Consider the following 13,304-nt stretch of genomic DNA (forward strand, 5'->3'; position numbering starts at 1 on the left):
CGGCGGCCGCAGGGTCGTGTGCTGAACTGGGGCACGGCCGAGAAATCTTCACCGTCGGATCCGTCCGCCCAGGGAGCCCCGTTGAGCGTCAGCTACCGCCAGCCCGGCGTCGTCCTCACCGACCGCCGTTTCACCGTGCCCCTCGACCACGCCGACCCCGCCGGCGAGACGATCGAGCTGTACGCCCGCGAGGCCGTCGCGAGCGACAAGGCGCACCTGGACCTGCCGTGGCTCGTCTACCTCCAGGGCGGCCCCGGCTTCGGGGCGAACCGTTTCGTCGGCCGGCCCTCCTGGCTCGGCCGCGCCCTGAAGGAGTACCGCGTCCTGCTCCTGGACCAGCGCGGCACCGGCGCCTCCACGCCCGCCAACCGCCAGACGCTCCCGCTGCGCGGCGGCCCGGCCGAGCAGGCCGAGTACCTCACCCACTTCCGCGCCGACGCCATCGTCCGGGACTGCGAGGCCATCCGCCCCGGGGTCACCGGAGGCGCCCCGTGGGCCGTCCTCGGCCAGAGCTTCGGCGGCTTCTGCACCGTGGCGTACCTGTCGCTGGCCCCCGAAGGGCTGAGCACCGCCCTGATCACCGGCGGCCTGCCCTCCCTGGACGCCCACGCCGACGACGTCTACCGGGCCGCCTACCCCCGCATCGAACGCAAGGTCCTCGCGCACTACGACCGCTACCCGCAGGACGTCGAACGCGCCCGCCGCATCGCCGACCACCTGCTCACCCGCGACGTCGTCCTGCCGAACGGCTACCGGTTCACCGTCGAGGCCTTCCAGTCCCTCGGCGCCATGCTGGGTGCCGGCGACGGCAGCCACCGCCTGCACTTCCTCCTGGAGGACGCCTTCGTCCGCACCCCGAACGGACCCGAGCTGTCCGACGCCTTCCAGGAGCAGGCGCAGAACCTGCTCTCGTACGCGGGCCACCCGCTCTACGCCCTCGTCCACGAGGCCATCTACGGCCAGGACACGCGGCCCACCGACTGGTCGGCCGAGCGGGTCCGCGCCGAGTTCCCGCGCTTCGACGCCGCCAAGGCCCTGGCCGGCGACGAGCCGCTCCTGTTCACCGGCGAGTCCGTCCACCCCTGGATGTTCGACTGCGACCCGGCGCTGCGCCCGCTGCGCGAGACCGCCGAGCACCTCGCCGCCCGCACCGACTGGACCCCGCTCTACGACCCCGCCCGCCTCTCCGTCAACGAGGTACCGGCCGCGGCGGCCGTCTACCACGACGACATGTACGTCGACACCGCGCACGCGCTGACCACCGCCCGTACCGTCCGCGGCCTGCGCACCTGGGTCACCGACGAGTTCGAGCACGACGGCGTGCGGGCCGGCGGACCCCGGGTCCTGGACCGGCTGCTCGCCCTCGCCCGCGACGAGGGCTGACCGGCGCCGCGGCCGGCCCTCCGGATCCCGGGTGGGCGCCGCCGGTGCCCCGGGTTACTGTGCGGGCATGACGGAGCCGACGACCACGCAACTGGAGCCCATGCCCGGCGACTGGCGGCGCGCCCTCGCCGTCGTCGCCCACCCCGACGACCTGGAGTACGGCTGCTCGGCGGCGATCGCCTCCTGGACCGACGAGGGCCGCGAGGTCGTCTACGTCCTCGCGACCCGCGGCGAGGCCGGCATCGACACCCTGGAGCCCGGTGCGTGCGCGGCCGTGCGGGAGCGGGAGCAGCGGGCGAGCGCGGCCGTGGTCGGGGTGGGCGATGTGGAGTTCCTCGACCACCGGGACGGTGTCGTCGAGTACGGCACCGCCCTGCGCCGCGACATCGCCGCCGCGATCCGCCGGCACCGCCCCGAGCTGGTCATCACCCTCAACCACCGCGACACCTGGGGCGGCGTCGCCTGGAACACCCCGGACCACGTCGCCGTCGGCCGCGCCACGCTGGACGCGGCGGGCGACGCCGGCAACCGCTGGATCTTCCCGGAGCTGACCGAGCAGGGCCTCGAACCCTGGGACGGCGTGCGCTGGGTCGCGGTCGCCGGCTCCTCCTCGCCCACGCACGCCGTGGACGCCGGGCCCGGCCTGGAGCGCGCGGTCCGCTCCCTGCTCGAACACCGCACCTACATCGAGGTGCTCACCGACGAGGACCCGGAGACGTACGTGCGCGGGTTCCTCACCGGTTACGCCGAGGCCGCCGGTGAGCGGTTCGGCGGGCGGCCGGCGGTGACCTTCGAGGTCTTCGCGCGGTAGCGCGGTCGCGGCTCACCGTTGCCTGGGGCGGTGCCGGCACCGTACTGCGGGGTCAGTCACCCACCCGGTGCACGGGACAGCGGGGCGCTGAGGCGGCCTCCTCCGCGACGGCCGCGCTGGCCGGGTCCCGGCGGTCCCGGGCGGTCCCGGCCCGGTGCTCCAGGCGCAGGCGCCGCTCCGGGCCGCAGCTCACCGTTGCCTGGGGCGGTGCCGGCACCGTACGGCCGGGGTCAGTCACCCGCCCGGTGCACGGGACAGCGGGGCGCTGAGGGGGCCTCCTCGGCGACGGCCGCGCGGGCCGGGTCCGGGGAGGGCCGGCCGTTTCCGGACCGGTGCTCCAGGCGCAGGCGCAGTCCCTCCGGCATCAGGGTCAGCCGCTCGGTGACCCGCAGCCGGTAGTCCGGCTCGGGCCGGAGTTCGTACCGGCGCAGCAGCAGCCCGAGCACCAGCGTCGCCTCGTGCAGCGCGAACTGCCGCCCGATACACGCCCGCGCCCCCGTCCCGAACGGCTTGAAGGTGTGCGGGGCCCGCGCACGCACCGCCTTGGCGTCGAAGCGGTCCGGGTCAAACTCCTCGACGTCCGGCCCCCACACCTGCGGATCGCGGTGCAGCATCCCCGCCAGCACCAGCGCCCAGGCGCCGCGCCGCATCGGATGCGTACCGCCCAGGACCGTGTCCGCGCGGGCCTCCCGCGCGAAGGCGGGCGCGGTCGGCCACAGCCGCAGCGACTCGTCCAGCACCCGGCGTACGTACCGCAGTTTCGCCACCTGCTCGTAGCCGGGCGCCTCGGTGTCGCCCCACACGCGGTCCACCTCCGCCCGCGCCCGGGCCGCGACCTCGGGGTGCTGGGCGAGGTAGTGCAGGGCGAAGGAGAGCGCCCCGGAGGTGGTCTCGTGGCCGGCCACCAGGAAGGTGATGACCTGCCGGCGGACGTTCTCCGGTGACAGCCGCTCGCCCGTCCCGGGGTGGGCCGTCTCCAACATCCGGTCGAGCAGGTCGCCCGCCCCGCCCGCCCCGCCCGCCGCGCGCCGGGCGCGGACCAGCTCGTCGACCGTGTGGTTGAGGTACGCGATGTCAGCGGTGTTGCGGCGGCTCGCGCCGCGCAGCAGCCAGGGGGCCAGCGGGCCGGGCACGGTGTTCAGGCGCTGCGCGTAGCCGAGGGTGCCCACCATCGCGGTGACGAAGGGATGGGGGCGGGACCGCTCGAAGGACCCGAAGTCGTGCCCGAACCCGGTCCGCGCGATCGTCTCCAGGGTCAGCTTGGTCATGTCCCCCGGCACGTCCACCGTCCGGCCGGCCGTACGGGCCCGGTCCCAGTGGTCCGTGAGCCGTGCCGCCACGTCCAGCATCATCACGTGGTAGCCCGCCATGGCCTCCCGGCTGAAACCGGGCGCCAGCACGTCGTGCGCGAGCTGCCAGTTGGACTCGTGGTTGTACGCCGTGAACAGCCCGTCCCCGGCGACCGGCCGCAGGTTGGCCACACCGAGACCCACGTGCTTGGCGAACCGCTCCTCGTCCGCGAGGTCGGCGGCGAGCCGAGCGCCCCACACGAAGACGAACTCGTTGCCGAAGGCCCGGCGCCGGAATATGGGACCCAGCCGCCGGGCGTAGCGCAGCGAGTCCTGCATCGGGGTGTGCCTGCTCGCCCCGACCACGTCCCCGAGCAGGGGGAGCCGGTACGGCGGGCGCGGGATGCGGTGCAGCTCGGGCCAGCCCAGCTCGGCGCTGCGGAACCCCTTCGGCAGCCCGTCCGCGGCCAGTCCGTTCGTCGTGCTCGCCATGACGCGATCTCCCTTGACCAAGCGGCGTGTTGCACGTGCAGAGGCAAGCGTGTTGTACATGGATTCAATAACGTGCCCCAGTCTCGTCCCGTTGTTGAACCGGCGTCAAGTAAGGTGCGGGCATGGCCGCGAACCAGGGCGAGCGCACCCGCCGCAGGCTCAGCACGGGGGAGCGCCGGGAGCAGCTGCTGTCGGTGGGCGCGCGGTTGTTCTCGGAGAGCCGTTACGACGAGGTGTGGATCGAGCAGGTCGCCGAGATCGCCGGCGTCTCCCGCGGGCTGCTGTACCACTACTTCCCGAACAAGCGGGACTTCTTCGCGGCGATCGTCGAGCGCGAGAGCGAGCGCATGCTGCGGATGACCGCGGCCGTGCCCGGCATGCCCGTCCGGGAGCAGCTCACCGCCGGCCTGGACGCGTACCTGGAGTACGTCCGGGCCCACGCCCACGGGTACCGCGCCTTCCACCGGGCCGACGCGGCCGGGGACCAGGCGGTGCGCCGGGTCTACCGCAGGGCGCTGGCCGCGCAGGAGCGGCAGATCCTCGCGGCGCTCGCCGCCGACCCGGAGTTCGGCCCGGTCCTCGGGGAGCGGGCCGACGTGCGGCTCGCGGTGCGCGGCTGGCTGGCGTTCACCACCGCGGTCTGCCTGGAGTGGCTGCGGGAGTCGGAGCCGGCCAGGGAGCAGGTGCGCGACCTGTGCGCGCGGGCCCTGCTGGGCGCCATCGCGCCGTGAACGCTCCCGTCGCGCCGCCGGACGCGTCCGCGCATCGCTGACGTGCGCCGCCCGGCGCGCCGAAAAGGTCTCGCGAAGATCACGCGTCCTGGTTGGCCCACGCCTCGAACTCCGATAGGTTAGGTGAGCCTTACCTAATGAGCTAACGCTTGATGATCTGATGACGGAGGTTGGGGATGGGTGACCACCACACCACCTGGACGGCCGCGCCCGCCGCGGCGGAGCAGGCCCGCTCCGTGCTCGCCGCCGCCTGGTCCTGCGCGGTGACCGCGGAGGGCGGCCGTGAGGAGTTCGTGGGCGCGCACACCGTGTCCGACGACGGCCGGGTGCTGCTGCACGTGCCCGAGGACAGCGCGCTGCTCGCCGCGGCGATCTGCGCGCCGCGCGGCGAGCCGTCCGCCGTGCTGGAGTTCGCCGACGTGGCGCCCGTCCCGGTACGGGGGCGGATCAGGGCTCGGCTCTGGCTGGCGGGCTGGTTCGCCCCGGACGACGGCCACCTGGCCTTCCGGCCCACGCGCGTCGTGCTGCGCCGTCCGTCCGGTGCGGTGGTGGTCGGCCTCGACGAGTTCGCCGCCGCCCGGCCCGACCCGCTGGCCCTGGCGGAGGCGCGACTGCTGACCCACCTCGCGGACTGCCACGGCGACGCGGTGGAGCGGCTGACCCGGCTCGTCGACGCCGACAGCCTGCACGGGGCGGTCCGGGTGCGGCCCCTCGCCGTCGACCGGCACGGGCTGACGCTGCGCGTGGAGCGCGCCCGCGCCCACGGTGACGTACGACTGCCCTTCCACGCCCCCGCCGACGACGTCGCACAGCTCACGGAGCGGGTGCACGTGCTGCTGGCGCAGGCGAGCGCCGCCTCCTGCCCACGGGCCCTGCAGCGACAGCGCACGGACGGCGACGGCTGAGGGGGACGGCTGACCCACCGGGGGCACGTTCCGGACGCCGGAGCGGCCCGTCCCCGAGCTGTGAGCGGGCCTTGGGGCCCGCCCCCACCGGTCCCGGGGCCGGCCCCGCCCCCGGCGCCCGTCCTGGCCCGCGGCTACCAGTCGCCGTCCTGCACCGGCGCGCCCGGCGCGTCCTTCAACGGCAGCACCTGCTGCCCCGAGGGAGCCTGCCACGGTGCGTGGTCGTCCCCGATCCAGTCGCCGACCGGCTTGACGTCCTGGAGCGGGCCGGTGGGCGCGAGGTCGTCGGCGCCCTGGTCGTAGTAGTCGTACCAGGGCAGACCGGCCTGTGTGTACGCCGCCCGGTCCACGGGTGAGGGCGGCGGGGCCTCACCGGTGATCCGCCGCCACTCGGGCGGCGTCACCAGGTGGACGAAGACCCGCCCCGCGGGCCGCTCGGCCCAGTCCGCCAGGGGCCGTTCGTCGCGGTAGACCTCCTGCCGCATGGAGCCTCCGACACCCAGCCCCATGGCCGGCGCCGACCGGGGCCGCGCCGCGCCCGAGGTGGCCGGCGCCGCGCCCGGGGCCGGCGGAGCGGCCATCGGCATCGCCGCCCCGTACGCCCCGCCGGAACGGGCCGCCCGGCGCGCGGTCTCGGCCCGGCGCCGCTCGTCCTCCCGCCAGCGGGCCAGCGCCGCCCCGCCCAGCGGGAAGGACTGCAACTGGACGCCGCCCCACACCTCCTCGCCGGTGACCTGGCCCTCGACGGTCGCGCCCATGCCGAGCGGCACCGCCACGAACTGGCGGACCGTGCCCGTGCCGGAGTTGATGCCGTCCAGCCAGGGCTGGCGGGGGAGGACCACGTAGTTCTGCGGGTCACGGGCCAGCCGGTCGCTCCACGGCCTGCCCGAGACCGCGCACACCTTGCCCACCCCGACCTGGAGAGCGGCGGGCTCCTTCGTACCGGCGAAGCTCAGCCACATGGCCTCCCGCAGATACACCGGCAGCATCACGCCGCCGCGCGCCCGCCACGCCTCCGGCACGGTGTCGGCGTGGTCGGCGACCCGGCGGACCGGGAACTCGCCGAGTCCGGGCGGCAGCGGGTGGGTGCCCGTCTCGGGCAGTCGCAGGGTGCGGATGAATCGCACCGCCGCACCGCCCGGCAGCAACAGCCTGTTCCCGTCGATCCGCACGCTCGTGTCGGTCATACCGTCCGCCCCCTCGTCCGTGGCGGGCCGCGGCGTCTCCACCGTCTCCCGCCGTCCTTCTCCGGCTCACCCAAGCACGAGCAGGGTCCCGTGCCCAAGCACGGGCACGTGCCCCGCCCGAGCGCGGTTCCTCACTCAGGACTCAAGAACGACGCCCGGCGGCCTTCCGGTTCCGCTTCCGGAGCCGGGAGCGTGCCCGGTCCCGCAACCGGGTCAGCCGCGGCATGCGTTCGCGCTGCTCGCGGGTGTGGCGGTCCAGCTCCTCCAGAAGCCGGCGGGAGCGGTGCTCGGTGTCCATCTCGTCGATGATGCGGTCGACCTCGGTCAGCACCGCACCCTGCAACTGCCACTGCCGGGCGTCGCGCCGCACGTCCTCCAGGAGCAGCTGGGCCAGTTTGTCCCGGGTGACCGCGGCCTGCCTCAGTTCGGCGGAGAGGCGCTCCTCCGCGGACTCCGCGTCGTCGCTGGCGCTGGTGGTGACCAGGACCGCGAAGCTGACCACGGCGTCGGCGATCTCGGACAGCAGCTGCTGGATGGTCGCGCCGGTCTCGGGCGGGAACAACGGCTCCGGCTCGCGCACCTTCGCCAGGTCGGTGAAGGTGCGCGCGAGGACCCGCATGACCACGGTGCAGATCTCCAGGGTGTCCAGCCCCGTCCGCAGCACCACCCGGTGCAGCAGCCCCTCCCGGACGCGGGGGTTGAACCGCAGGCTGTCCTCGGCCTGCCGCAGGTCCTCGTCCACCTCGCCGATGTCGTGGTCGAGGCGGCGGGCCTCGTGCAGCCGGGCCGCCGCCTCGTGCCAGGGCGTGCTGTCGGCGGCCTCCTCGCCCATGCGCAGCATCAGCTGCCGCACCCGCCGGGCCAGGCCCTCGATCGACTCGCCCGCCTGCTCCACCCAGACCGGAGGGGCCAGGACCAGGTTGAAGGCCAGTCCGACGATCGCCCCGATCAGCGTCTCCACCACCCGCGCCCACGCCAGGCTCCCGTGCGAGGTCACCCCGAGCACGAGCATCGCGCTGATGGCCACCTCGGCCACGAACTCGTGCGCCCGCACCAGGTGCCCAACGCCCAGCGCCGCCACGATCAGCAGGGCCAGACTCCACCAGCTCAGCCCCACCAGCTGGCTGAAGGCGATGGCGACCAGGACACCGGCCACGACGGCGTTCACCCGGCGGAAGCTCATCTTGAGGGTGGCGTACAGGGTCACCTGCACGACCAGCAGCGCGGTCAGGGGCGCCGTCAGCGGCGCGGCCGACTTGTCCGGTGTCAGCCGCACCGCGATCACGTAGGCGATCGACGCCGCGGCGGCCGACCGCAGCGCCTGTACGACCAAGGGGTCCCTGAGCCACTTCACCGGCTGCACAGCCGACGCGGCACTCTTACGTACATCCCGCATCCTCGGGCTGTTCCCTTCCCCGGGCGCATCGAACGTATCCGGACAGGACGGTAACCGGACAAAGGGGGTCGGGAGGGTTCTCACGCGCCGCGCGCCGCCGGGCGTCCGAGAACTTCAGGCGGCCACCTTGCCGAGGAACGCGGACAGGTTGCCGAGGGTGCGCGCGACCTGTTCCTCCAGGGTGAGGCTCTCCTCGAAGCGGGCGCCGCCCTGCGGGGCCTTCCTGCCGCGCAGGTACAGCGAACAGGCGAGGTCGGTGCACATGTACAGGCCGACCGAATCGCCCTCCCGGCCGGCCGGGCCCGCCTTGCGTGCCGTCATCAGCGACACGCCGCCCCGGGGATGGGTGGTCAGGCACAGGGCGCACATGCTCCGCTGGAGGAAGCCCGCCCGGGCCTGCTGGAAGCGCAGGGCAACGCCGGTGAGCCGGCCGTCGTCCTCGGTGACCAGATAACTGCGGTCCGGGGCGCCGGGATCGCGCCAGCCCAGGAAGTCGAGAGCGTCCCAGGGCCGTTCGTCGAGATCGCGGGGGACGGCCAGGCGCTTGGCCTCGCCCTTGGTGCAGTTGATGAACGAACCGCGGATGTCCTGCTCGGTCAGTGCTTTCACGGGAGTCCCTCCGAAGGGCGACGGTGCACGGTAACCTAGGGCCCCTAGGTTCTTGCCTACCGTACGTAGGGAGGGTGGTGCGGAGCCACCCCATTTCCGCGGGCGCGAGTTCATAGCATGAATTAAGTGGGGAGGGAAGTCGCGTGCCGCAGCCGCTCAGAGGTATGTTGCAGACCGGGCACATCAGGGGAGGCGCCACATGGCGGGGCGGAACGGGCGCACGGTGCGCGACCTCAGAAGGGCCAACCGTACGGCCGTCCTGCAACGGCTCTACTTCGAGGGGCCGCTCAGCCGCTTCGAGCTGGGTCCGGCGACGGGACTGAGTTCCGGCTCCGTCAGCAACGTCGTCGCCGACCTCGTGGCCGACGGCCTGGTGGAGGAGGCCGGCAGCGTCGACTCCGACGGCGGAAGGCCCCGCACCCTGCTGCGCGTGGCCCCCGGCAGCGGCCACATGATCGGCGTGGACGTCGGGGAGACCCGGGTGCGCGTCGAGCTGTTCGACCTGACCCTCACCGAACTGGCCCGCGCCGAGCGCCCGCTGACCCAGCAGGGCTACGACGTCGAGGTGATCGTCGGTCACATCCGCGACGGCATCGCCGAGGTGCTGGCGACGGCCGGACTCGCGCCCGAGCGGCTGCTCGGCGCCGGAATCGGCGTCCCGGGCATCGTCGAGCACACGTCCGACCGGGGCGCCGTCGTCCACGGCCAGACCATCGGCTGGGACGCGGTCCCGCTGGAGGCGCTGCTCCGCGCCGGCTCCCCGCTGCCCGACACCGTCCCCTACTTCATCGACAACGGCGCCAAGACCCTCGGCCAGGCCGAGATGTGGTTCGGCGCCGGACGCGGCGCCCGCAACGCGGTGGTGGTCCTCTTCGGCTCCGGTGTCGGCGCCAGCCTGGTCACCCCCGAGGCCGAGCACGGCCGGGCGGTCGAGTGGGGCCACCTGACGGTGCGGGTCAGAGGACGCCGCTGCCGCTGCGGTGCGCTCGGCTGCCTGGAGGCGTACGCCGGTGCCGAGTCGCTGCTGGCCCGCTGGCGGGAGGAGGGCGGCCGGGTACCCGAGGGCACCGATGAGGAGACCGCCCTGACGGCGCTGCTCGCCGCCGCCCACCCGGCCGGCGACCAGGAGCCCGACCCGGTAGCGCTCGCCGTCCTGGACGAGACCGCCGAGTACCTGGGCGCCGGCCTGTCCGACCTGATCAACCTCTTCCAGCCCGAGCGCATCCTCATCGGCGGCTGGGCCGGACTCCAGCTCGGCACCCGCTTCCTGCCCGCGGTGCGCAGGCACGCGGTGTCCTACGCGCTGCGCCACCCCGCCGAGAAGGTGACGATCGACCTCGGGCGGCTCGGCCCGGACGCGGTGACCGTCGGCGCCGCGATCCTGCCGCTGGCCGACTTCTTCGCACGCGGTGGCCGGCGCCCCGAACCGGCCCCCGACTACCCGGTCCCCGCCTGGCGCACCGCACTCGAGGAGCGGGCACCGCACTGATGTTTCGCCGGTCAGCGCGGAGGTACCCGATGCCGCTCGGACCCCCCGGAGGACCGCGGAAAGGAAGTGCGCCGTGACCGACCACCGCCTCGAAGGACCGGGCGAGACCGGTGAGCCCGTCCCGCGGGACATGCCGGACCAGCAGGCCGGCCCCGGGGACGACCCGTGGGAGGCCGCCGCCCCCACCCGCGAGCAACTCGAGCAGGGCCAGCGCCCCGAGGGCGCCGACGAGGACACCGACGACGCGGACGACACGAACGACGTCGACGACGACGTTCCGGACACGGACGAGGCGGGGACGGGCCGGCGCGGCGCCCCGCACGCGGGCACCGTCCACCCCGAGCACCCGGTGCCCGACGAGTCCTCCGGCTGACGCCCGCCCGCCCCGGGCGTGAGGGGCCGGTGTCCGCGGCGGTGCGGACACCGGCCCCCTCCGTGTGCGCGGGGTCAGCCGACCTTGCGCCCCCGCAGGGGCTCGGTGGCGGCTCCCGCGCCCTGCTGGAAGCCCTCCAGGAACTCCTCCAGCACCTCGGTGGCCGTACGCACCGGCCGCCAGCCCAGCTCGGCACGGGCCCGGGTGCAGTCCATGAGCGGCAGCCGCAGCACCGCGTCGAACAGGTGCGGGGAGGCGGGCAGCAGCCGCAGCCCCCACGCGGCGGCCACCGCCGAGCGCGCCGCGGTGCGGGGAAGCCGGACCGGGCGCTTGCCGACCATCTCGCCGAGCAGCTCCGCGTCGACCGGCGGCTCGGCCGCCAGGTTGAACGGGCCCCGGGCGTCCTCGGACCGGACCGCCAGCCGGTACGCGTTGGCCGCGTCGTCGGTGTGCAGGGCCTGCACCCGCAGACCGGGGACGTCCGGCAGGAAGGGGAGCAGGTCGGGACGGGCCAGCGGCCCCGGAAGGTACTTGCCGCCGAAGATGCGGCGCTGCTCGCTGGCCGACTCCCGCTTGAAGAGGAAGGCGGGACGCATCCGCACCACCCGCACCCCGGGGTGGTCGCGCTCGAAGGTGTCCAGCACCCGCTCCAGATAGGCCTTCTCCCGGCAGTACGCGGCGTCCGGCCAGCCGTGCGTCGGCCACGACTCGTCCACGGCGCGGTCCTTGGGACCGGGGGAGTACGCGCCGACCGACGAGGCGTGCACCAGCGCCGGCACCCCGGCCGCGGCCACCGCGTCGAAGACCCGGAGGGAACCGAGGACGTTCGTGCGCCAGGTCGTCGCCGGGTCGTGCGTCGGCTGGAACGCCCAGGCCAGATGCACCACGGCGTCGGCACCGGCGAAGTGGGCGCCCAGGTCGGCACGGTCCGAGGCCAGGTCGACGGCGGCCCACTCCGTCTTCGGCGGTGACCACCCGGGGACCCGCCGGGCCAGGCCCAGGACGGACCCGACCTCCGGATCCTCCGACAGAAGCCGGACCACGCTGGTGCCCACGTTGCCGGTGGCACCCGTGACCACGATCCTGCTGCCCGCTGTGCTGCTCACCTTGCGCTCCTCTCTGCCGCGTACCCGCGTGAAGGGGCACCGCGTACCCGCGCGAAGTGCACCGGGTACCCGTCCCGCCGGACGGGCACGCAGGGGGCAGGCAAGGAGAAGCCCCGATCGCGACGGGGGAATCACGATCGGGGCGGTCGATGGCGGGTACGGATGGCGGTCGCCTCTCGGCGAGACGCTCCACAGGGCTTCAGCCGAACGATCGTCCCTGTGGGCAGAAGGTGAGGCCCGGGGACACTGTCCCATCCGTACCCACGCCTTCTTCAACGGGGAAGGGCCCGCCGGTGTTCCACCGTCTGTCGCGATATGCGGTGATGTGGGTCACTGCGTCTGGGGCTCGGGGACGATCTCCACCCACAGGTTCTCGGCCTGGAGCAGCAGCGTGCCGAGCACCGCGGCGTGAGCGGCGCCCTGCCCGGCCTGCTCCCGCAGCCCCTCCTGCAACCGGTGGTGCAGCTCCCGCATGGTCGCCTCCGTCGCCTCCTCCGGACGGACCCGGTCGGCCTCGCCCAGCAGCCGGTCGGCCTCCGTCCGGCAGGCGTCGCCGATCAGGCACAGCAGCCGCGCGCACAGGTCCAGCACCGGTCCCTCGGGCGGAGCGGGGGTGCGGTGCTCGTCCGCCGCCACCGACAAGGTCCGGATCAGGGCCGTGATGTGCCCGGTGACGCGGCTCCACCGCTGGTCCTCCTCCTCGGGCGGGACGGCGCCGGGCGCCCGGTTCAGCACCCGCAGCGGGCCCGAGGTCAGACGCAGGCTCTCCTGGCTCCAGGACCGCGCCGACCTCAGCGCCTCCACACGCCGCTGCAACCGCGCGGAGTCACTCGACCAGCCGGTCGCCGTCTGCGCGTCCCACTCGCTCTTGCGCATGTCGTCCGCCACGTTGTGCAGCACGTCACCCGCCTCCCGGGCCAGCGCCGACAGGTTCTCCCGCACGTCCCGCAGATGGATCGGGGGCAGCACAAGGGCGTTGACCGCCACGCCGATGAACGCCCCGAGCGCCGCCTGCCCCAGCCGGTGCCCGACCGCCGAGGCCGAGACGGCCGTGCCGGAGAGGAGGACGAACACGGCGGTGGTGGCCGCGTAGATGCCCTGCTGTCCGAAGCGGGGCCAGTTCGCGACCAGCATGAGCACCGGCAGCGACAGCGCCAGCGCCCCCGTGTTGTCGTCGGTCAGCACCTGCGCCCCCGACGCCACCAGCGCCCCGGCGCAGATCGCCGCGAACTGCTGGGCGGCCAGCCGGACCGAGCTGTAGACGGTGGCCTGCACGAGGACGAGCGCCACCCAGGGCGCCATCAGCGCCATCGGATCGTCCATCCAGACACCCGCCACGAGCCAGGCGAGCAGCGCCGCGCCGGCCGCCTTCAGCGACTGGACGACCAGGTCCCGCTCACGGCCCGGCCCCCGGCCGGCGGCCAGGGCGGCCCGCCCGACGGCCGACACCTCCCGCCACGCCGCGTCCCACGGCCGCCACCCCCTCAGTCTCTGCCTGCCCGTCTCCGTCACAGCGGTCATGCGGTACCGGGT

At 74.4% G+C, this 13,304-nt stretch carries 12 protein-coding genes; 6 read left to right on the plus strand and 6 right to left on the minus strand.

The genetic code is table 11. The features are described 5' to 3' along the window. Nucleotides 1-81: 81 nt before the first annotated feature. On the plus strand, nucleotides 82-1,383 hold the full coding sequence (locus tag AC07FV_RS07170) for an alpha/beta fold hydrolase (protein ID WP_479085311.1): 1,302 nt from the start codon (nucleotides 82-84) through the stop codon (nucleotides 1,381-1,383). Between the two features lie 67 nt (nucleotides 1,384-1,450). After that, nucleotides 1,451-2,194 (plus strand): PIG-L deacetylase family protein, encoded by a 744-nt coding sequence (locus tag AC07FV_RS07175; protein ID WP_479085312.1) that lies wholly within the window; start codon nucleotides 1,451-1,453, stop codon nucleotides 2,192-2,194. Nucleotides 2,195-2,424: 230 nt separating this feature from the next. On the opposite strand, the gene AC07FV_RS07180 is transcribed toward AC07FV_RS07175, so the two are convergent. Continuing rightward, nucleotides 2,425-3,975, minus strand: coding sequence for a cytochrome P450 (locus AC07FV_RS07180; RefSeq protein ID WP_479085313.1), 1,551 nt, complete (start codon nucleotides 3,973-3,975; stop codon nucleotides 2,425-2,427). A gap of 122 nt (nucleotides 3,976-4,097) precedes the next feature. Between AC07FV_RS07180 and AC07FV_RS07185 the strand changes: the two genes are divergently transcribed. Both AC07FV_RS07185 and AC07FV_RS07190 read left to right on the plus strand, forming a co-directional pair. Beyond that, nucleotides 4,098-4,706: a TetR/AcrR family transcriptional regulator gene (locus AC07FV_RS07185; protein WP_479085315.1), complete on the plus strand. Its 609-nt coding sequence runs from the start codon at nucleotides 4,098-4,100 to the stop codon at nucleotides 4,704-4,706. A gap of 176 nt (nucleotides 4,707-4,882) precedes the next feature. Then, nucleotides 4,883-5,611 (plus strand): DUF2470 domain-containing protein, encoded by a 729-nt coding sequence (locus tag AC07FV_RS07190; protein WP_479085316.1) that lies wholly within the window; start codon nucleotides 4,883-4,885, stop codon nucleotides 5,609-5,611. A 134-nt stretch (nucleotides 5,612-5,745) separates the two neighbouring features. Here AC07FV_RS07190 and AC07FV_RS07195 read toward each other — a convergent pair whose 3' ends face one another. The 3 genes from AC07FV_RS07195 to AC07FV_RS07205 all read right to left on the minus strand — a co-directional run bounded on the left by AC07FV_RS07195 (nucleotide 5,746) and on the right by AC07FV_RS07205 (nucleotide 8,803). Beyond that, entirely contained in the window at nucleotides 5,746-6,798 is a 1,053-nt protein-coding gene (locus AC07FV_RS07195) for a hypothetical protein (protein ID WP_479085317.1), read from the minus strand. Between the two features lie 142 nt (nucleotides 6,799-6,940). Further along, entirely contained in the window at nucleotides 6,941-8,194 is a 1,254-nt protein-coding gene (locus AC07FV_RS07200) for an FUSC family protein (RefSeq protein WP_479085318.1), read from the minus strand. Between the two features lie 114 nt (nucleotides 8,195-8,308). Further along, the gene (locus tag AC07FV_RS07205; RefSeq protein WP_479085319.1) at nucleotides 8,309-8,803 is read right to left on the minus strand and encodes an FBP domain-containing protein; all 495 of its coding nucleotides are present in this window, start codon (nucleotides 8,801-8,803) and stop codon (nucleotides 8,309-8,311) included. A 199-nt stretch (nucleotides 8,804-9,002) separates the two neighbouring features. Between AC07FV_RS07205 and AC07FV_RS07210 the strand changes: the two genes are divergently transcribed. Continuing rightward, nucleotides 9,003-10,292 (plus strand): ROK family protein, encoded by a 1,290-nt coding sequence (locus AC07FV_RS07210; protein ID WP_479085321.1) that lies wholly within the window; start codon nucleotides 9,003-9,005, stop codon nucleotides 10,290-10,292. 73 nt (nucleotides 10,293-10,365) lie between these two features. Then, nucleotides 10,366-10,665, plus strand: coding sequence for a hypothetical protein (locus AC07FV_RS07215; RefSeq protein WP_479085323.1), 300 nt, complete (start codon nucleotides 10,366-10,368; stop codon nucleotides 10,663-10,665). A gap of 74 nt (nucleotides 10,666-10,739) precedes the next feature. Here AC07FV_RS07215 and AC07FV_RS07220 read toward each other — a convergent pair whose 3' ends face one another. Together AC07FV_RS07220 and AC07FV_RS07225 are read right to left on the minus strand one after the other, a co-directional pair. Next, complete coding sequence (locus tag AC07FV_RS07220; protein ID WP_479085324.1) at nucleotides 10,740-11,771, minus strand: SDR family oxidoreductase; 1,032 nt, start codon at nucleotides 11,769-11,771, stop codon at nucleotides 10,740-10,742. A 330-nt stretch (nucleotides 11,772-12,101) separates the two neighbouring features. Beyond that, the gene (locus AC07FV_RS07225) at nucleotides 12,102-13,292 is read right to left on the minus strand and encodes an FUSC family protein (RefSeq protein WP_479085325.1); all 1,191 of its coding nucleotides are present in this window, start codon (nucleotides 13,290-13,292) and stop codon (nucleotides 12,102-12,104) included. Nucleotides 13,293-13,304: the final 12 nt, after the last annotated feature.

This window comes from Streptomyces sp. NPDC045956, assembly GCF_056430705.1.

Bases quoted from the DNA above. Each gene is read 5' to 3' on its own strand.
- AC07FV_RS07195 (WP_479085317.1), bottom strand. From the start codon at position 6,798: ATGACCGACACGAGCGTGCGGATCGACGGGAACAGGCTGTTGCTGCCG.
- AC07FV_RS07180 (WP_479085313.1), bottom strand. From the start codon at position 3,975: ATGGCGAGCACGACGAACGGACTGGCCGCGGACGGGCTGCCGAAGGGG.
- AC07FV_RS07175 (WP_479085312.1), top strand. From the start codon at position 1,451: ATGACGGAGCCGACGACCACGCAACTGGAGCCCATGCCCGGCGACTGG.
- AC07FV_RS07185 (WP_479085315.1), top strand. From the start codon at position 4,098: ATGGCCGCGAACCAGGGCGAGCGCACCCGCCGCAGGCTCAGCACGGGG.
- AC07FV_RS07190 (WP_479085316.1), top strand. From the start codon at position 4,883: ATGGGTGACCACCACACCACCTGGACGGCCGCGCCCGCCGCGGCGGAG.
- AC07FV_RS07210 (WP_479085321.1), top strand. From the start codon at position 9,003: ATGGCGGGGCGGAACGGGCGCACGGTGCGCGACCTCAGAAGGGCCAAC.
- AC07FV_RS07200 (WP_479085318.1), bottom strand. From the start codon at position 8,194: ATGCGGGATGTACGTAAGAGTGCCGCGTCGGCTGTGCAGCCGGTGAAG.
- AC07FV_RS07225 (WP_479085325.1), bottom strand. From the start codon at position 13,292: ATGACCGCTGTGACGGAGACGGGCAGGCAGAGACTGAGGGGGTGGCGG.